This is a genomic window from Streptomyces sp. NPDC036984 (genome assembly GCF_055607665.1).
The window spans coordinates 241550-259833 of record NZ_JBVJRL010000003.1; the positions used below are offsets into that span (position 1 = coordinate 241550).

General features: G+C 72.0%; 13 protein-coding genes. 6 read left to right on the top strand and 7 right to left on the bottom strand.

Annotated features, from left to right (window positions below; genetic code table 11):
* Positions 1-41 precede the first annotated feature (41 nt).
* The 6 genes from meaB to ACZ7DL_RS07890 form a co-directional block, all read right to left on the bottom strand.
* The gene (gene meaB, locus ACZ7DL_RS07865) at positions 42-1046 is read right to left on the bottom strand and encodes a methylmalonyl Co-A mutase-associated GTPase MeaB (RefSeq protein ID WP_470772289.1); all 1005 of its coding nucleotides are present in this window, start codon (positions 1044-1046) and stop codon (positions 42-44) included.
* Positions 1047-1051: 5 nt separating this feature from the next.
* Entirely contained in the window at positions 1052-3226 is a 2175-nt protein-coding gene (scpA, locus tag ACZ7DL_RS07870; RefSeq protein ID WP_470772291.1) for a methylmalonyl-CoA mutase, read from the bottom strand.
* On the bottom strand, positions 3226-5040 hold the full coding sequence (locus ACZ7DL_RS07875) for a methylmalonyl-CoA mutase family protein (RefSeq protein WP_470772293.1): 1815 nt from the start codon (positions 5038-5040) through the stop codon (positions 3226-3228). The genes scpA and ACZ7DL_RS07875 overlap by 1 nt, the downstream gene beginning before the upstream one ends.
* A 105-nt stretch (positions 5041-5145) precedes the next feature.
* A complete protein-coding gene (locus ACZ7DL_RS07880) occupies positions 5146-7878 on the bottom strand; it encodes a hypothetical protein (protein WP_470772295.1) in 2733 nt (910 codons plus the stop codon).
* A 34-nt stretch (positions 7879-7912) separates the two neighbouring features.
* Positions 7913-9424 (bottom strand): hypothetical protein, encoded by a 1512-nt coding sequence (locus tag ACZ7DL_RS07885; RefSeq protein WP_470772296.1) that lies wholly within the window; start codon positions 9422-9424, stop codon positions 7913-7915.
* A 259-nt stretch (positions 9425-9683) separates the two neighbouring features.
* The gene (locus tag ACZ7DL_RS07890) at positions 9684-11402 is read right to left on the bottom strand and encodes a hypothetical protein (protein ID WP_470772297.1); all 1719 of its coding nucleotides are present in this window, start codon (positions 11400-11402) and stop codon (positions 9684-9686) included.
* Between the two features lie 275 nt (positions 11403-11677).
* Here ACZ7DL_RS07890 and ACZ7DL_RS07895 point away from each other — a divergent pair, with 275 nt between their 5' ends.
* The 5 genes from ACZ7DL_RS07895 to ACZ7DL_RS07915 all read left to right on the top strand — a co-directional run bounded on the left by ACZ7DL_RS07895 (position 11678) and on the right by ACZ7DL_RS07915 (position 15970).
* Positions 11678-12067 (top strand): cell division protein SepF, encoded by a 390-nt coding sequence (locus ACZ7DL_RS07895; protein ID WP_360737057.1) that lies wholly within the window; start codon positions 11678-11680, stop codon positions 12065-12067.
* A 415-nt stretch (positions 12068-12482) separates the two neighbouring features.
* Entirely contained in the window at positions 12483-13733 is a 1251-nt protein-coding gene (locus tag ACZ7DL_RS07900) for an AAA family ATPase (protein WP_470772298.1), read from the top strand.
* Positions 13685-14107 carry a nucleotide pyrophosphohydrolase gene (locus ACZ7DL_RS07905; RefSeq protein WP_470772299.1) on the top strand — a complete coding sequence of 141 codons (423 nt, stop codon included), beginning with the start codon at positions 13685-13687 and terminating at the stop codon, positions 14105-14107. Before ACZ7DL_RS07900 ends, ACZ7DL_RS07905 begins: the two co-directional genes overlap by 49 nt.
* 167 nt (positions 14108-14274) lie before the next feature.
* Positions 14275-14760 carry a DUF6099 family protein gene (locus tag ACZ7DL_RS07910; RefSeq protein WP_470772300.1) on the top strand — a complete coding sequence of 162 codons (486 nt, stop codon included), beginning with the start codon at positions 14275-14277 and terminating at the stop codon, positions 14758-14760.
* A 286-nt stretch (positions 14761-15046) separates the two neighbouring features.
* The gene (locus ACZ7DL_RS07915; protein WP_470772301.1) at positions 15047-15970 is read left to right on the top strand and encodes an LLM class F420-dependent oxidoreductase; all 924 of its coding nucleotides are present in this window, start codon (positions 15047-15049) and stop codon (positions 15968-15970) included.
* 174 nt (positions 15971-16144) lie between these two features.
* Here ACZ7DL_RS07915 and ACZ7DL_RS07920 read toward each other — a convergent pair whose 3' ends face one another.
* Positions 16145-17095 (bottom strand): D-alanyl-D-alanine carboxypeptidase family protein, encoded by a 951-nt coding sequence (locus tag ACZ7DL_RS07920; RefSeq protein ID WP_470772302.1) that lies wholly within the window; start codon positions 17093-17095, stop codon positions 16145-16147.
* Between the two features lie 162 nt (positions 17096-17257).
* Between ACZ7DL_RS07920 and ACZ7DL_RS07925 the strand changes: the two genes are divergently transcribed.
* On the top strand, positions 17258-18199 hold the full coding sequence (locus tag ACZ7DL_RS07925; protein ID WP_470772303.1) for a hypothetical protein: 942 nt from the start codon (positions 17258-17260) through the stop codon (positions 18197-18199).
* Positions 18200-18284: the final 85 nt, after the last annotated feature.

Here is an 18284-nt window from a genome sequence, read left to right on the forward strand (position 1 = left end):
CCCGCCGCATTCGTGAGCGCGGCGGGCCGGAGGCGGTTCGCTCAGGTGCCGGGTGACGGCGCCGTACGGCCCTCGAACGCCGCCAGGATGCGTTCCGCCGCCAGTGTCGCCGTCAAGCGGCCCTCTCTGACCTCCCGTTCCAGGTCCGGCGCGGCCTCACGCACCGCCGGGTCGGCGTGCAGCCGGCCGAGCAGTTCGTCGCGGACCATCGCCCAGGTCCAGCCGACCTGCTGGTCCCGGCGCTTGGCGGCCAGCCGGCCGGTGGAGTCCAGCAGGGTGCGGTGCTGCTCCAGGCGTTCCCACACGGTGTCCAGACCGCTCGACTCCCGGGCGGAACAGTGCAGCACCGGCGGTGTCCAGAAGGCGTCCCTGCCGTGCATCAGCCGCAGCGCGCCCGCCAACTCCCGTGCCGCGGCCCGCGCGTCGCGCTCGTGCGGGCCGTCCGCCTTGTTGACGGCGATCACGTCGGCCAGTTCGAGGACGCCCTTCTTGATGCCCTGGAGCTGGTCACCGGTGCGGGCCAGGGTCAGCAGCAGGAAGGAGTCGACCATGTCCGCGACCGTCGTCTCCGACTGGCCCACCCCGACGGTCTCCACGAGGATCACGTCGTAACCGGCCGCCTCCATGACCACCATCGACTCCCGGGTGGCCTTGGCGACCCCGCCCAGCGTGCCCGCGCTGGGGGAGGGCCGGACGAAGGCCGCCGGGTCGACCGCCAGCCGCTCCATCCGTGTCTTGTCACCCAGGATGGAGCCGCCCGTGCGGGTGGAGGAGGGATCGACGGCGAGGACGGCCACCCGGTGGCCCAGCGAGGTCAGCATCGTGCCGAACGCGTCGATGAAGGTCGACTTGCCGACACCCGGCACCCCGCTCACGCCGATCCGCCGCGCCCGGCCGCTGTGCGGCAGCAGCTCGGTGAGCAACTGCTGTGCCAGCGCCCGGTGCTGTGGCCGGGTGGACTCGACGAGCGTGATGGCGCGGGCCACCAGGGCCCGCTTACCGTCGAGCACACCCTTCACATACGTGTCGAGATCGATCGCTGCCATCGCCGCTAGAGCTCGTGGCCCAGGTCGGCCGACAGCTGCTTGACCAGGTCGTGGGCCGCGTCCGGGATCACCGTCCCGGGCGGGAACACGGCCGTGGCACCCATCTCCAGCAGGGTCGGCACATCCTGCGGCGGAATCACCCCGCCGACCACGATCATGATGTCCTCGCGGCCCTCCTCGGCGAGCTGCTCGCGCAGCGCCGGAACGAGCGTGAGGTGACCGGCGGCCAGCGACGACACCCCGACCACGTGCACGTCCGCCTCGACCGCCTGCCGGGCGACCTCCTCGGGCGTCTGGAACAGCGGGCCGACGTCGACGTCGAAGCCGAGGTCGGCGAAGGCGGTGGCGATCACCTTCTGGCCGCGGTCGTGGCCGTCCTGGCCCATCTTGGCGACCAGGATGCGCGGCCGGCGCCCCTCGGCCTCCTCGAACGCGTCCACCAGGGCCCGGGTCCGGTCCACGGACGGGGACTGGCCTGCTTCGTTGCGGTACACGCCGGAAATCGTACGGATCTGGCTGGCGTGCCGCCCGTACACCTTCTCCAGGGCGTCCGAGATCTCGCCGACCGTCGCCTTGGCACGGGCCGCGCGCACGGCCAGCTCCAGCAGGTTCTCGCTGCCGTCGGCGGCCCGGGTGAGCGCGTCCAGGGCGTCCTGGCAGGCCTGCTCGTCCCGCTCCGCGCGCAGCCGCCGCAGCTTCTCGATCTGCTGGGCGCGCACGGAGGAGTTGTCGACCTTGAGGACCTCGATCGCCTCGTCGTTCTCCACCCGGTACTTGTTCACGCCGATCACCGGCTGCCGTCCGGAGTCGATACGGGCCTGGGTCCGCGCGGCCGCCTCCTCCACGCGCAGCTTCGGGATGCCGGCGTCGATGGCCTGCGCCATGCCGCCCGCCTGCTCGACCTCCTGGATGTGCTGCCAGGCCTTGCGCGCGAGGTCGTACGTCAGCCGCTCCACGTAGGCGCTGCCGCCCCACGGGTCGATGACCCGGGTGGTGCCGGACTCCTGCTGGATGAGCAGCTGGGTGTTGCGGGCGATGCGCGCCGAGAAGTCGGTCGGCAGCGCCAGGGCCTCGTCCAGGGCGTTGGTGTGCAGCGACTGGGTGTGGCCCTGGGTCGCGGCCATCGCCTCCACACACGTGCGCGTGACGTTGTTGAAGACGTCCTGCGCGGTCAGCGACCAGCCCGAGGTCTGCGAATGGGTGCGCAACGACAGGGACTTGCTGTTCTTCGGCTCGAACTGGGAGACCAGCTTGGCCCACAGCAGCCGGGCCGCCCGCAGCTTGGCGACCTCCATGAAGAAGTTCATGCCGATCGCCCAGAAGAACGACAGCCGGGGCGCGAACGCGTCCACGTCCAGGCCGGCCTCCCGGCCCGCCCGGATGTACTCCACGCCGTCCGCCAGCGTGTACGCCAGCTCCAGGTCGGCCGTCGCGCCCGCCTCCTGGATGTGGTAGCCGGAGATGGAGATGGAGTTGTAGCGGGGCATCCGCTGCGAGGTGTACGCGAAGATGTCGGAGATGATCCGCATCGACGGCTTCGGCGGATAGATGTAGGTGTTGCGGACCATGAACTCCTTCAGAATGTCGTTCTGAATGGTTCCGGCCAGCTTCTCGGGCGGTACGCCCTGCTCCTCCGCCGCCACGATGTACAGGGCGAGCACCGGCAGCACGGCGCCGTTCATCGTCATCGACACCGTCATCTTGTCCAGCGGGATGCCGTCGAACAGCTGACGCATGTCGTAGATGGAGTCGATGGCCACGCCCGCCATGCCGACGTCACCGGTCACGCGCGGGTGGTCGCTGTCGTAACCCCGGTGCGTGGGCAGGTCGAAGGCGACCGACAGGCCCTTCTGGCCGGCCGCGAGGTTGCGCCGGTAGAACGCGTTGGACTCCTCGGCGGTCGAGAAGCCCGCGTACTGGCGGATGGTCCAGGGCTGGTTGACGTACATCGTCGGGTACGGGCCGCGCAGATACGGCGCGATGCCCGGGTAGGTGCCCAGGAAGTCCAGGCCCTCCAGGTCACGGCCGGTGTACAGCGGCTTGACCCCGATGCCCTCCGGGGTCTCCCACAGGGGCTCGGTGCCCCCGGTGGCCCGCTCGACGGCCGTACGCCACTCGGCGTCGGTGGCGTCGGCGACCGGGGTGCCCAGCTCGATGCCGGAGAAGTCGGGGATTCCCATCAGGACACTCCCATGCGGTCGAGGGTCGCGGACAGCACGTCCACGGCGTCACAGCCCGCGAAGACGTACGAGTCGATGCCGGGGTGGTCTCCCCGGCCTGCCAGGAACACATGCCGGGCCCCGGCCGCGCGCAGCGACTCGGCCGTCCGCCCGGCCTCTTCGGCGTAGCGCGCGTCGCTGGAGCACAGCACGGCCTCGGCCGCGCCGCTGTCCTCGAAGCGGCCCTCGGTGACCGGCTCGATGCCACCCGCCTGGAAGAGGTTGGCGGCGAAGGTCGCGCGCGCGGTGTACTCGGCGGGGGAGCCGATCGTGGCGAGGAAGATCCGGGGCCGGGCGCCGGTCGCCGCCAGGTGGGCGTCGGAGCGGGCGCGCAGCTCCTCGTAGGCCTCGTCGCGGCGCACCCGCGGCAGCCCGCCGGAGGGCGGCTCGGGCGCGGGCGCGCGCTCCACCGGCTTCTCGGACAGCAGCGGGAACTCGCTGACCCCGGTGATGGGTTCGCGCCGCTTGGCGAGCTTCTTGGAGCGCTCCGCCCAGGTCGTGGCCAGGTCGGTGCGGAGCCGGCCGGAGCGCAGCACGGCCGCCTGACCGCCGTCGCGCTCGATGGTGCGGAAGAACTGCCAGGCTGCCTCGGCGAGTTCGTCCGTCAGCCGCTCGACGTACCAGGAGCCGCCCGCCGGGTCGATGACCCGGGCCAGGTGGGACTCCTCGATCAGGATGGCGGAGGTGTTGCGGGCGATCCGCCGGGCGAACGCGTCGGGCAGCCCGAGCGCGTGGTCGAACGGCAGGACGGTCACGGAGTCGGCGCCGCCCACCCCGGCGGCGAGGGTCGCGATCGTCGTGCGGAGCATGTTCACCCACGGGTCGCGGCGGGTCATCATCACCGGCGAGGTCACCACGTGCTGCACCTGCGCGCCTGCGCCCGGTGCCCCGCACACGTCGGCGACCCGCGCCCACAGCCGGCGGGCCGCGCGCAGCTTGGCGATGGTCAGGAACTGGTCGGCGGTGGCCGCGTAGCGGAACTCCAGCTGGGCCACGGCCTGTTCGACGCCGAGCCCGGCCTCGGTCAGGTCCCGCAGATAGGCCACACCGGTGGCCAGCGAGGCGCCCAGCTCCTGTGCGGCCGAGCCGCCCGCCTCGTGGTACGGCAGCGCGTCCACGGTCAGCGCGCGCAGGCCCGGGTACTGCCCGGCGCAGCGCGCGGCGAGGGCGGCGTACGGCGCGAAGTCCAGTGCGGTGCCGGTACGGGCTTCGTACCCGAGCGGGTCGGCACCCAGATTGCCGCGTACGGCCGTGGCGTCCACGCCCTTCTCCGCGTGGAGCCGTAGCAGGGCCTCGGCGGCCTGCTCGGTGTCGCGGCCCGCGTCCAGGACGACCGGCGCCAGGTCGAGGTAGACGCCGTCGAGGGCGCGGCCCAGCTCGGAGACCGGGATGCCGCCCTCGCCGAGGACCAGCCAGAGGGAGGTGCCGCCGTTCTCCAGGTCGGCGAGCACGGCGTCCGCTGTGCCGGCGGCGAGTGCCGTGTGCCGCTGCCGTACGTCCCAGCCGCTCGTGATGCCGCCCTCCGGGCGGCTGCCCCGCACGAAGGGGGCGAAGCCCGGCAGGCCGGGGTCGGGCGCGCTGTCGCGCGCGGTGTACAGGGGCCGGGTGCGCAGCCCGTCCTCCAGCGTCGTGGACAGGGCGTCCTCAGCTGCCGCGCCGGAAAGCTCCTTGCCCGACTTGCGCAGTACGCCCTCGACCAGGCGTTGCCACTGCTCATGTGTCGCGTCGGGGAACTCGGCGGCCAGGGAGAGCCCGTCGTCAGGCAGGACCGTCATGGCTCGGATGCTAGGGCAGCGCGCTGGAGTGCGAGCAGGGCGCGGGCTGTGAGGTTTCCCTCCTTTGGGCTGTGGCCTGGCTCTCTTGCCTGATGGGGGCCGGTTTCAGGAGGCCGGCTTCGGGTGCAGGGAGCAGGGGGCGGTGCGCGGCGGGGGGACCGCCGCGACGATCTGGCCGGAGGGGTGCGGGACCCGCCAGGCGGTCCGGATCGCCATGATCAGCGAGCGCGCGCTGTACGGCGACACCTCCAGCTCGTGCCGGGCCTGCGCCAGTACGTCCGGGTCGCCGTCCGTGCGGAGTGCCGCCGCTGTCCTGCGCCGCGCGAAGTCGGGGGCACCGAAAACATCCAGCAGCGTGAGCGAGAAGAGCACATAGGTGGAGGCCTCCTGGAGCAGCGAGCGTGCCTTGTCCGAGAGGCCGCCGGCCGCGTTCCCCAAGTGCTGCTCCGGGTCGTAGAAGGCGATGTGGTGCAGTGCCCGGTGCAGGTTGCCGTCCGGACACGGGCACACATGGCGCAGATGCCCCATGAGGGTCCGGAAACTCAGCAGCACCGCGCTGGTCTCACCGGTCCACTCCTGTTTGGCGAGCAGGGTGCGGAAGCCGGCCAGTGTCTCCGCCAGCTCCTCGAGGATCATCTGCCGGGAGATGTCCGTCAACTCGAAGAAGCGCGTCTTGTCCTCGATCTCCATGATGCGCAGGCCGTAGCGGATGAGGTCCCGCGGTATGCCCCCGGAGAGCGCGTGGGCCAGCAGGCTGTACGGCTCCGACAGTCCGGGCGCTCGGCGTTCGAGGATGTCTTTCGACTCCTCCAGCGTGCAGGGCTGCACATGGACGATGTCGTCCAGCGAGCTGTCGGTCACCCCGCGGTGCGGCAGACCACGGCGGACGAACGACGCGCCGACGTCCTCGGCCACCGAGATGAGGTAGTGCACATGCGGCACACCCAGGATCGCCTTGATCTCCCCGAGGAACGCCAGAGCCTGCGTGTCGGAACCGAGCCGGTCGACCTCGTCGATGGCGATGACCACCCGGCCCTTCTTGGCGAACCGCTCCCGGGCGATGCTCGTCAGCAGCTCCCGGAAGTCGGAGACCAACGTGGGAAAGCTGGGCGGCACGGTGGACAGAGACGTCGTGTGAGCGGACACCAGGGCGGCCGGGCCCGTGGTGACGGCGGAGGACGAGGTCTGCACCGTCTGGAGCCGGTAGAGCTGGTTGCGGCACCGGGTGACGAGCGGAGGCTCCGGCTGCGGGGGGGTCCAGGTACGGGCCCGCAGAAGCAGCAGACCGAGCAGCACACAGGCGGCCCGTAGGGTGTTGCCGGTGTCGGTCACCATCGCGTGCAGGGGCGGAGTCCGGTAGAGCAGGACCAGGGCGCCGGCCAGCAGGACACCGTAGACGGGCCGACGGGCGAGGCTGAACCGGCCCACGGTCCATTGGGACCGGCTGTCCAGACGCAGGAGGAAAAAGCCCGTGAGCACCACGGTCAGGGCCGCTCGCGACATTCCGTCGAGCGTCTCCCGGGTGCCATGCCGGATTCCCTCGTCGAAGTAGAGGGAGACCGGGGCCGCGAGAATGAGGAGCATGCCGCCCACGGTGGTGACCAGCAGGCGCAGCGTTCCGAACAGCGCGCCCCAGCCGTTCCACCGGCGCAAGCGCCACAGCAGCACTCCGGCGACGGTGACCGCCAGGGCCGCGCCCACCCGCTCGCCGCGCCAGATGGCCTGCGCGGTGTCGGTCAGGTCCGCCCAGAGCCCCTGCGCACCGTCGCGCACCCCGTCCTCGTACCGCGCCTCCACGGAGCGTGTCGCGGCCGCCAGCCCGAGGACGACCAACGCGCTCGCGGGCAGGGCGAAGCCGAGCCACCGCACGACGCGCCGGGCCGTCGGGGCGAACTGCCGGGCGACTCTGCGCAGCAGGGTCAGCCGGGCGAACTCCGGGGCGTCGTGGCCCTGCTCGGTGAGGTACCGCTCGCAGACCTCGATGTACAGCGACACGAGGAACTCGTGCGGCGAGTAGGTCGCGGGCGCCTGGACCACGACCGCGAAGTCCGCCTCCTCCGCACAGCTCTCCAGCAGGGTCGACTTCCCCGCCCCGCGCGGTCCGCTGACGGCGATGGTGCCGCCCTCCAGCTGTGCCATCTTCCGGGACAGCCGCTGGGACGCCTCGTTGTCGATCACGTACTGCCGGTTCCGCGGGGAACGGAGCCCCTCGTAACTGTCCGGCAGGAGCAGCGAGTCGCGGTCCTCGCCCAGGAGCGCCTCGACCACCCGTGCCATCAGCGGACCGGCGCCGTCGGCTTGCAGTGCGCGGCGCCAGGCCCGCTCCCTCGAGTCCGAGAGGGCCTCGTACACGGGCCTGATCGATGTCAGGGCCAGTTCTGCCGCGTTGTGCCGTACGTGCATACGCCACACGGGATGGCGCCGGACGGCGAACCCGGCCACGGCCGGCGGGATCGCCGCCACGGCCGTCACCGTCCACGGAGCCACGGCGAGGACGAGCAGGAAGCCGAGTGAGAGCAGGAGGAGAACCACCGTCTCGGGGGCGACCGGGTCGTGCAGGTAGTCGATCCGTGTCCGTACGGACTCGTACCGGCGGAGCGCGGCACGGAACCGCTCCTGCTGTGCCCGGCACGGTTCGAGCGCCCGCCCGACGTTGGCTTCCGTCAGCATGGTCGCGCGGACGTTCTCCGCTGTGGCCTGGGGTCTCATCCCCAGCCGTCGTGCGATGTCCCGCTCGGCCAGACAGGCGTCGAGCACGCCGTCGTAGGCGGTGGCTTCCCGCTCGTACGCGAAGTGATCGGCGACCTGCCATGGTGCGGCCCGGCGGCGTCCCGGCATGGTGTGGCGAACCTTTCGGAGTGCGGAAACGGTGTCAGGAGGAAGGCCGGGAAGCCCGCAGGGCCACGAGGCGCTGCCGCGGTATGCGCGTGCCTCGCTCGTGCTTGATCCGGAAGAAGGCGGCGAGCCCCGGTTCTTCCTGACGGTCGCCGTAGGTGACCGCGTGGGCCGACCCGTCGTCCAGCAGTCGGCCCACGCACTGAGCGAGGGTGCGGGGCCCCGAGCCGTTGTATCCCCAGGAGAGCCCCGGAGCTTCCAGGCACGGCGCCGGATAAAGGGTGCCGTCCGTGGTCCGGACCCAGATCGGTTCGTCGAGGACGACCTCTTTGAGGACGGAACCGGCCGGTAGCCGTTTGGGTGCGCTGCTCAGGTAGCTGATCTCGCGGCGGTCGCGGTGGGCGAAGCGGCCCCTGAACGCGAGCACGGGACCGCCGGTGACGGGGTCGACGAACGTCCCCACGGGAGCCTCCCCGTTGCCCGTCCACAGCCGGTGGATCGCCGTCGGGCTGACGCGGCGCAGCCGGTTGATCCACTCCGCGCCCTCGCGGGAGACGTCGGTGCGCGTGATGCTGAAGACACCACCGAACGGCAGGTGCTCTCCGCTCCACATGCTGATCTGTTCGAGGCACTCCACCGAGTGGTCGTCGGTGCGCCGGCACAGTTCGGCGAGGCCGAGTGCGACGACGTCGGCGGAGACGGTCTCGGACCGGCCGGGGTCCTCGGTCGCGGGGACGGCCGGAAGAACCATCGCCGCCCTCTCGGCCACCGCCTCGGGGCTCTTGCCGCTGCCGAAGTCCCCCAGGGGGGCGAGGATCTGCGTCACCTCGTGCTCGATCCACTCGACGGCCTTCGTCCTCATCTCGTGCCCGATCGTGAAGCACGCGCCCCGCACCGGCGACCCCTCGGGTTCCGTCCGGGCCAGCTCGTACAGCGGCTCCCAGGACGGCCAGGTGACCACGTCCACGGGGACCGGATCGTCGCCCGGACGCCACGCGGTCAGGTGCTCGGGACGCCGCAACAGACTGGGCCACCAGGGGACCTGGGTGCCGATATGCGCGGCGACCTCCGACCACATGGGCTCGTACTGGAGGTCGGGAAGGGCGCGGTCGACCGCCTCCAGGGAGGGGCCGTAGAGGCCGTAGTCGGGCTGGACGGTCACGACGGTCGCGGCGTTCTCGTGGAACTCCAGGAGATCGCGAGGGGCGCGGACAGGGGATCGCGGATAGATGACCGCCACGACCCCGGCGCGGGTCTCCCACAGCCCGGCGAAGTGCTCCCGGTCCCACCCCGCCTCCTCGGAGGTGGCGTAGCGACCGCCCAGGTAGCCGGGTTTGGAGACGGGCGCCGGGTGGAGCAGGGACGGGACCTTGCCGGCCAGCAGGGGGTGCTGACGGGCCAGCCAGCGGGCGAAGAACTGTCCGGCCCACTTGGTGACGCCGTCCGTGTACTTCGGATCGGTCGGCTCGGGCATGTCAGGGCTGGAGGTGATCTGCTCCCAGCTGTTCGCCGACAACCCGAACGTGCTCTGCAGTTCGGCCGCAGTCATGGCCTCCAACGCATCCCCCCGCGACTCTCGCCGTGTCTCCGCCCCATCATGCACGGCCCCACTGACAGTCCCGGCCCCGACAGGAGCGGGGCGGCTCAGCGGTCCGCGTGGTCCGCTACGAGCGCGCCACGGCCGCTCGCCGGTCGGGGCCCGTGGAGCCGGTGAGGGCCTGGCGGACCGTTCCGCGAGCAGTTCGGCCTGGGCTGTGACCAGCTGGGCATGATGCGCGGCCCGACCACGGTGACGGCCGCGCTCCGCTTCACCCGGGCGGCCGGCTGAGACCCAGCTCGGCCCGCCGCACCTCCCGGGTGGACAGCGTCTGCGGGCCGGCCGTGAAGGCGCGCAGCCTGAGCCGGGTGCCCCGCTTCGACGGCACCCGGAAACCGCCCGACGGCGCCCGGAGCTCGACGGTCGCCGTCCCGTGCGCGGGCAGGCGTGCCGGGCCGCGCACCAGTGACCAGTACCGGCTCATGCCCGGGCCGGTGGTGAGCATGTAGTGCGGAGTGAGTGCGGTGTCGCCGGTGTTGGTGACCCGCAGGGTGAGCCCGGACAGCGTCTGCTGCGAGGTGTGCCGGGCCGTCGCGACGTTCATCCGCAGCGGCGGGGTCCCCGTCGCCGCCAGGGTCGCGCTCACCAGCGCGGGCGCCAGCAGGGCCGCGACGGCCACGGCCAGGGCGGTCCGGCGGCGCGGGCCGGTCAGCGGGCGGGGCCGCGGCTGCCAGGCGTGGGCGAACTCCGCCGGCGGCGCGGTGACCGCCGCGGCCAGCCACAGCGGGGTCATCATCAGGTAGTAGCCGTCCTGGGAGCGGGTCGCCACATAGAAGGCGCACCACGGCAGCACGGTCGCGGCCGGCCCCAGCCGCCGGACGAAGAGCACGAACACCGCCAGCAGGGCCGTGGCGAGCAGCGCGCTCGCACGGCCGTACCAGTCGAGCCGGTCGCTGCCGTGGGTGAAGTACAGCGAGACGTCCACCAGACCCTGGCCGTGCAGCACCGCGCCCTGGGTCAGCGGCAGGGCGATGCCCCCCAGCCACGCGCCCGGCTCGCGCACGACGAAGTACGTGTTGATCAGCAGCCAGGTGAGCACCGCGATCCCCGTGATCCGCAGCACCACCCGCGCCGCCGCCCGCCCGCCCAGCTCGCCGCGCCGCACGGCGTAGATCCCGGCCAGCAGGAACGGCGTGACGAACCAGGGCAGTTGCTGGGCCGCGCAGGCGGCCCCGAGGCACGCCGCCCGCGCGATCCCGGCCGCGCCGAGCCGGCCGCGCGCGCCGAGCCGGGGCCAGCCCACCACCACCGGCACCAGCAGGGCCATGCCGATGATCGCCGGATAGCCATGTCGGGCGTACCCGGGCAGGAAACCGAAGCCCAGACAGCTCATCGTCGCCGCCGAGCGCCACGGCACCGGCAGCAGCCGCCACAGCCCGATCGTGCCCACGACCAGCGCCACCGTCGCCGCCGCCGTGGCCGGGGCACCTCCGTGGCCCAGCCACAGCAGGGGCGCGGTGAGCAGCGGCGCCAGTGGGGGATAGCCGTACGTGAAGTCGTACCCACCGTCCATGGTCGGCGTCAGTGCCACGCCCTTGCCCTGGAACAGCCAGGGCCAGGGCTGCCCGTACACCGGGTGCCCGGCGGCGAGTTCCCGCGCGGCCTGGGCGGTGAGGACGGCCTCGTCGCCGCCCGTGTGGTCGAGCGCCCAGGCGCACAGGGCCAGGGTGACCGCGGTCACCAGCACCAGCAGGTCCAGCCGGGCCAGCGAGCGGGTCCGGCGGACCGTCAGGGTCAGTACGCCGGTCACCAGGATCGAGGCGTAGCAGACCGAGATGACCCCGGCGAGGACCAACTGGTGCGTGGCCGCCTGCTTCCACACCGCGCGCGTGCCGATGAACAGGCTCATGGCGGCGAGCAGTGTCAGCACGCGGTGCCACTGGGCGGGGGAGTCCGGGGCTTTTGCGCGCGCCCCCGGGCCGCTGGACATCGCTGAGGGTGCCCACCGGTCGGCTGTCAGCTGTGTTTCTGCCACGTGCACGGCACGGGACGCTAGCGGCGGCCGGTGAGCGAGTCGCGGAGGCCGGTGAAGAGTCGGGTGTGAGCCGGGTAAGAAGGGGACGAATGGGTGAATACGGCGCGGACTATGGCGGGGAAGGGCGGCCGAGCCGGTCGCGCACCGTGTCGTTGTTGGGCCGAACAGGTGACTTGGCGTAAGAATTGGCTGGTGCAGGCATTGAGTGCGAGTCAGGTCGGGGGGAGCCGGTGAGCCGTTACGACGTCACCGATGAACAGTGGGAAGGGCTCGCCCAGGTCGTGCCGCTGCGGGGCCGGGACGCCTGGCCGTCCGCGGTGAGCCACCGCTCGCTGCCCGACGCCGAGACCGAGACCCGGCGCCGGTTCGTGGTTTTGCGTGTCAACGTCTTCGCGGACGCCCGCGAGGTCGCCGAGACCTTGATGGCCGGCGTTCCGGTCCTGCTCGACCTGTCCGGCGCGGAGGGCGACGTCGCCAAGCGCGTCCTCGACTTCAGCACGGGCGTCGTCTTCGGCCTGGGCAGCGGGATGCACCGTGTCGACCGCAACGTCTTCCTCCTCACGCCGCCCGGCACGGAGGTCAGCGGCCTGATGGAGGGCGCCGGCATGTCGGGGACGTGACGCCGGGGTGTCACCGAGGTCCGGGAGGGGCGCGGTGACACCGGCACGCCGGCGGGGCAGGGTCCGGCAAAGCCTTGGCGGTATTGACGCGCCGGCTGAGGGTCCGGCAGGGCGTGCGCGGTGCCGGCATGTCCTCGTGGACCTGGGAGCGGATGCGCGGCTCGCTCGTGCTCGGTCGGGCGGCGCACGCCGTGTCAGTACGGCTTCCGGGGCCTGTACGTGGATGTGTGGCTCGGCTCGGCCGTGTCCGGCCGGGCCCGACGCACGGTGTTCCACGGCGCACCTGCCGGCGGCCTGTTGGGCGCCGTCGTCCGTGCGTGCCGGGCAGGTGTCGGGGTGCTGAGCGTCCCCCGATCGTAGGAAGGCGCCGGAGGTGAAACGGTTCGTCGGTGGGGTGGAGCCTTACGGTCCGCATATGGCCGTGCCTTCCGTGCCCTCCGTGCCTTGCGTGCCCTCCGCGCCTCCCGTGCCCTCCGCGCCTCCCGTGCCCGCAGAGCCGCCGGTGGCCGACGCGTCCGCCGGGACCGTCCCCGCGCCGTCCCGCGCGCCCCTCGACGTCCGTGCCCGGATCACCGAGCTGCGGCTGTCGGCCTTCGCCGGGCACCGGCGGGCCGGGTTTCCGCTGGGGCCGGTCACCTTGTTCGCGGGGCCCAGCGGGTCCGGCAAGACGACCGCGCTCGCCGCGTACGAGGCGCTGGCCCGGCTCGGCGGCGGAGCCTCGCTCGCCGAGGCGTTCCCGGACCCGGTCGCCTGCGTACCGGAGCGGGCGCGCCCCGACGCCCAGGGGCGGCGGGGCTTCCGGATCGGGTGTACGGCCGACGGGGCGGAGGGCCCGGTCCGGCTCGACATCGCCGTACAGGCCGAACCGGACCTGCGGATCGTGGGGGAGCGGCTCACCGCGGGCGGAGTCGTCCTGCTGGAGACCGCCCTGCGCGATCCCGGGCGCCGGACCGTCCAGGCCGCCTGGCACACCGCGGGCTCCGCCCCGGTGACCCGTGCCCCGCTCCCCGACGATCGTCTCGGCACCGCCCTGCTGCCGTTGCGCGTGGCCGGCAAGACGGACGGACAGCGCCATGTGCTGGCCGCGGCCGAGCAGATGGTCGTCGCCCTGCGTTCCGTCTTTCCGTGCGACCCCCGCCCCGAGTGCATGCGCATCCCCGTCCCCACCGGCTCCGGCCGGCTGCTGCCCGGCTGCGACAACCTCGCCGACGTCCTGTGGCGCACGCGCGCGGAGTGCGGCCGGCGGCACGGCCGGCTGGTCGAGGCGCTGCACACGGGCTGCGCGGGCCGGGTGACCGACCTGATCGCCGAACCGCTGGCCGACGGCACGGTGCGGGCGCTGCTCGACCGCGGTGACGGCTTCCGCACCGACATCGCCCGCATCGGTGACGGCGAGCTGCGCTATCTCGCGCTGACGCTGGTGCTGTTGACCGGGCCGGGCGTGCTGGACATGGACGCGCCGGGCGAGGTGCCGGACGCCCTGCGCACCCTCACCGTCCTCGCCGACGGGTTCGACCGCGGCCTGGATCCGTCCCAGCGGCGGGAGTTGCTGCGGCTGGCGGCCCGGATGGGTGAGCGCGGGCACATCCGCTGTGCGGCCGCGGTGCACGACGCCTCATGGGCCGCGAAGACGCCGGGGGTCACGGTGGTACACCTGAACCCGTGACGGAACACTCCGACCTAAGCCGACTCCAGCGCAGGCTGGCCGAGTTCGCCGCCGCGCGGAACTGGCAGCCCTACCACACGCCCAAGAACCTCGTCGCCGCCCTCTCGGTGGAGGCCTCCGAACTGGTCGAGATCTTCCAGTGGCTGACCCCGGAGGAGTCCGCCCGGGTGATGGACGACCCCGGTACGGCGCACCGCGTCACCGACGAGGTCGCGGACGTCCTGGCCTATCTGCTCCAGCTCTGCGAGGTCCTCGGCGTCGATCCGCTGGCCGCCCTGTCCGCCAAGATCGAGCGCAACGAGCGGCGCTTCCCGATTCCGGGTGCACCGGGCTGGCAGGACGCCGGTCCGGAGGACCAACAGGCGGACTCCTGAACTCCGCCATTACTCTCCGGAGTCAAAACGCGCGTCGAATCCGAATTGTTGTCCGCAGATTTCGGTCTTCCTCTGGCTTTTCGCCCCATGGGCCTTCACTCTGGGTAGTGGACAAGAAAGTTCAGGCAGACGTGCGAGAGCGCACGGCGGAGGGACGGGGGCACGGCATGGATGCGATACGGCTCATCCTCACGAGCAGGCGCGCCCTGGCGGGTGGCGCCGACGCGGTGGAGATGATGGCGGAGGTCTGGCAGGCGCAGGCCCTGGCGCAGGCGATCGGGAGCCGCCTCGCGGTCTCCGGCCCGCCGGAGCTGCGCGGTGAGGCGCTGGGGCTGACCGAGCTGGCGGGTCGGGGCTGCGGAGTCCTGGATCCGCCCGTGATCGACCCCGGCGACCTGCGCGCCGCCCAGCTCACCGAGCTGGCCGACGCCCGCGAGACTCTGCTGTGCCTCGGCGGCCTGCTTGCCGAGGTCGGTATGGCGCTGGTCGGCATGGCCAGCGCCGCGGCGGACGAGACGACGTACTGGCAGTGCATGGAGGCCATCGACGCGGCCGACGAGTCCCGCGACCGCGTCCTGGAGATGCTGCGCAAACTGGCGGCGCGGGAGGAGGTGTTACCGGAGGACACCCAGGACAGCCCGTCCGGCGTGTGAACGACCAGCCTGCGCACGAGCCCCGTCCGACGCACCCCGCACGCCCTCCGGATCACCCCGGCTCGTCCGTCGAGCCGCGTACAGGTGCCCCGGACCGGAGGTCCGCCAGTGCCGACAGGTCCGCGTTCAGGGCTGCCATCAGTTTGCCCGACGATCATCGCCGGGGCCGGTCACCGGCCTGGAGCAACGCCCGCGCGCAGGGTGAACGATTTTCACCCGACCGGGAACGGCCGTGCCGGGCGGTACCGGCGCGGTTGACGCGGCGGGCGCCGTGCAGGATAGGTGTATGGACCTTCGAATCTTCACCGAGCCCCAGCAAGGGGCCACGTACGACACCTTGCTCACCGTGGCGAAGGCCACCGAGGACCTCGGTTTCGACGCCTTCTTCCGCTCCGACCACTACCTGCGCATGGGCACCGTGGACGGCCTGCCCGGCCCCACGGACGCCTGGATCACGCTGGCCGGCCTGGCCCGCGAGACCAAGCGCATCCGCCTCGGGACCCTGATGACCGCCGGTACCTTCCGCCTGCCCGGCGTGCTCGCCATCCAGGTCGCCCAGGTCGACCAGATGTCCGGCGGCCGGGTGGAACTCGGCCTCGGCGCGGGCTGGTTCGAGGAGGAGCACAAGGCGTACGGCATTCCGTTCCCGAAGGAGAAGTTCGCCCGGCTGGAGGAGCAGCTCGCGATCGTCACCGGGCTGTGGGCGACCGAGGTGGGCAAGACCTTCGACTTCCACGGCACGCACTACGACCTCACCGACTCGCCGGCGCTGCCCAAGCCCGCGCAGAAGAAGGTCCCGGTGCTGATCGGCGGTCACGGCGCGACCCGGACCCCGCGGCTCGCCGCCCGGTACGCCGACGAGTTCAACATCCCGTTCGCCTCGCTCGAGGACAGCGAGCGGCAGTTCGGCCGGGTGCGGGCCGCCGCGGTGGAGGCGGGCCGCGGCGCGGACGAGCTGACGTACTCCAACGCGCTCGTGGTCTGCGTCGGCAAGGACGATCGGGAGGTGGCCCGGCGCGCCGCCGCGATCGGCCGTGAGGTGGACGAGCTGAAGGCCAACGGGCTGGCCGGTTCCCCGGCCGAGGTCGTCGACAAGATCGGCCGGTACGCCGGGATCGGCTCGCAGCGGATCTACCTCCAGTTGCTCGACCTCGGTGACCTGGAGCACCTGGAGCTGATCTCCTCCCAGGTCCAGTCGCAGCTGTCGTAGCCCCCGGGGCGCGGCCCGTCCGGGGCCGGTCCGAGCCGTGGCAACCCTGTGACCGGAACTATGGCTTCCGTCATGGCTCGGCCGGAGCCGCCCTGGTGGGGGTGATGGCCGCAAGGGCGTCCGGCCGCCGGGGTGCCGGGGGGAGCCGGTGATCCCCCCGGCCGCGCTCGGTCGTTACCGCGTGAAGCCGTAGTCGAGGATCTTCTTGGCGTCCGCGAAGCGCTGGTCCGGCGAGGTGTCCGCGAGCAGGGTGCCCACGACCGTCTTGGAGCCGCGGGTGGCGGCGAACACCAGGCAGAACTTCGCCTCCGGCCCGGAGCCGGTCTTCACACCGATCGCGCCCCGGTAGGAGCCGAGGAGCTTGTTGGAGTTGTTCCACGGCTTCATGGCGTGCGTTCCGCCGCCGGGCCGGTACGACTTCATGTCCTTGTAGACCGGCGTGCCGACGACCTTCTTGAACGTCTTGTTCTTCAGCGCGACCTGGGCCAGCTTGGCCAGGTCACGCGGCGAGGAGTAGTTCTTGCCGTTGGACACCCCGTCGAAGGAATCGAAGTGGGTGTTCCTCAGGCCGAGGTCGCGCGCCTTGCCGTTCATCTTGGCGATGAACGACTTGGTCCGCTGGGCCGTCGTCGAGCCCGTGCCGTAGGTGTCGGCGAGTGCGTAGGCCGCGTCGCAGCCGGAGGGGAGCATCAGGCCGTACAGCAGGTCGCCCACCGACATCGAGTCGCCGAGGAACAGGTTCGCGCTGGAGTAGCGCTGGACGTGCGTCGCCGGGTCGATGACGTAGTCGGTGTACGCCTTCTTGATCTTCACCTTCTGACCCAGGTTCACGTTCCGCTGGGACAAGACCACGAGAGCCGTCATGATCTTCGTGGTGGAGCCGGTCCGCAGCTGCGCGTCCGGCGCCTTGCCGTAGAGCTGCTTGCCGGTGGCCGCGTTCATCGCGTACGCGCCCTGGGCCGGGACCTGCGGTGCCGCCGCGGCGGTCCGGGCCGCCCCGGCCGTGGCCGGCGCCGGGGCCGCCTGGGCGGGAGCGGAGGCGAGGACCCCCGCGCCCAGGACGGCCCCGGCCGTCAGCGCGACGGCCGCTCTTCTGTGTCCGCGGACACCCTGGCCGATCGTCATGGTTCCCCCTTCGATCAGTGGTCAGTTGACGAGGGGTCACTCCATCAGGTCCGGCCCCCGGACGGCCATAACGGAGATCACATGAGGTTTCTGTGCACGGCTTGTAGCGGAACTGTGGGCTCCATCACGGCGCACTTGATCCGGGGCTGATCGTATGACCGCGTGCGTAAAATCCTCCCCCTCGCTCTCACTGGCCTGCTCGCCGTGTCGGCATGCCAGTTCCTCGGCGACGACGACGCCGGCGACGAGGCACACCGCCTCAACACGATGAAGTCGTTCCCGCTGAACGCCTACCTCGGGGACCCGACGTCCACCGACGGAAAGGCCGTCGGCACGGCGCAGTGGCTCCTCGCCAAGAAGTGCATGGTCCGGCTCGGGTTCACCGGCTTCAAGACGCTCGACATCAGGACGGTCGACTCGACGTACCCGGTGCGGCAGGGCACCCTCGCGAGCCGCAGCAAGGTCGGTGACGACAGCCCCTACGGCGTGGACGATCCCGACCTGGCGGCCGAACACGGCTACCACAACCGGGTGCAGGACGAGGCCACCGACCAGCCCATGGAGTGGCCCGCCGACCAGTACACGGCCCTGACCGGCACCTTCGAGTCCGGCGACAGCCACCGGGCGCACGGCCACCCCATCCCCGAGAGGGGGTGCATGGGCGAGGCGGTCCGCAAGATCGTCGGCCCCGCGCCCAAGCCGACGAAGATCGGCGGCGTGCAGCTCACCGGCTACTCCTCGGTCGCCGCGACCCTCTGGTACCAGGCGCACAAGGAGGCGAGGAAGGACCCCGCCTGGAAGAAGGCCGACCGCGCCTGGTCGAAGTGCATGAAGGAGAAGGGCTTCCGCTACCCGGACCCGGACAAGGCGTCCATCGACTCCGACTGGTTCGGCACCGACCAGCCGTCGGGCAAGGAGAAGAAGACCGCCGCCGCCGACGCCCGGTGCAAACTCGACACCGAGTACATCCAGACGGTGCACGCCATCGAGAGCCGCACCCAGAAGTCCGCCATCGCCAAGCACAAGAAGCTGCTGGAGGAGCGGCGTGCGGCCGACGGACGGACCATGGCGAACGCCCGGAAGATCGTCGACGCCGAGTCGTGAGCGCGGCGGCCGGCCCCGCGCACCCCGGCCGGCCGCCCAGGGGAGGAAAACCGGTGGTCGGCGCGGGTCCGGCCAGGGAGACTCG

Excerpts from the sequence above, each read along its gene's own strand:
- meaB (WP_470772289.1), bottom strand. The coding sequence starts at position 1,046 with ATGGCAGCGATCGATCTCGACACGTATGTGAAGGGTGTGCTCGACGGT.
- scpA (WP_470772291.1), bottom strand. The coding sequence starts at position 3,226 with ATGGGAATCCCCGACTTCTCCGGCATCGAGCTGGGCACCCCGGTCGCC.
- ACZ7DL_RS07875 (WP_470772293.1), bottom strand. The coding sequence starts at position 5,040 with ATGACGGTCCTGCCTGACGACGGGCTCTCCCTGGCCGCCGAGTTCCCC.
- ACZ7DL_RS07880 (WP_470772295.1), bottom strand. The coding sequence starts at position 7,878 with ATGCCGGGACGCCGCCGGGCCGCACCATGGCAGGTCGCCGATCACTTC.
- ACZ7DL_RS07885 (WP_470772296.1), bottom strand. The coding sequence starts at position 9,424 with ATGACTGCGGCCGAACTGCAGAGCACGTTCGGGTTGTCGGCGAACAGC.
- ACZ7DL_RS07890 (WP_470772297.1), bottom strand. The coding sequence starts at position 11,402 with ATGTCCAGCGGCCCGGGGGCGCGCGCAAAAGCCCCGGACTCCCCCGCC.
- ACZ7DL_RS07900 (WP_470772298.1), top strand. The coding sequence starts at position 12,483 with ATGGCCGTGCCTTCCGTGCCCTCCGTGCCTTGCGTGCCCTCCGCGCCT.
- ACZ7DL_RS07905 (WP_470772299.1), top strand. The coding sequence starts at position 13,685 with ATGGGCCGCGAAGACGCCGGGGGTCACGGTGGTACACCTGAACCCGTG.
- ACZ7DL_RS07910 (WP_470772300.1), top strand. The coding sequence starts at position 14,275 with ATGGATGCGATACGGCTCATCCTCACGAGCAGGCGCGCCCTGGCGGGT.
- ACZ7DL_RS07915 (WP_470772301.1), top strand. The coding sequence starts at position 15,047 with ATGGACCTTCGAATCTTCACCGAGCCCCAGCAAGGGGCCACGTACGAC.
- ACZ7DL_RS07920 (WP_470772302.1), bottom strand. The coding sequence starts at position 17,095 with ATGACGATCGGCCAGGGTGTCCGCGGACACAGAAGAGCGGCCGTCGCG.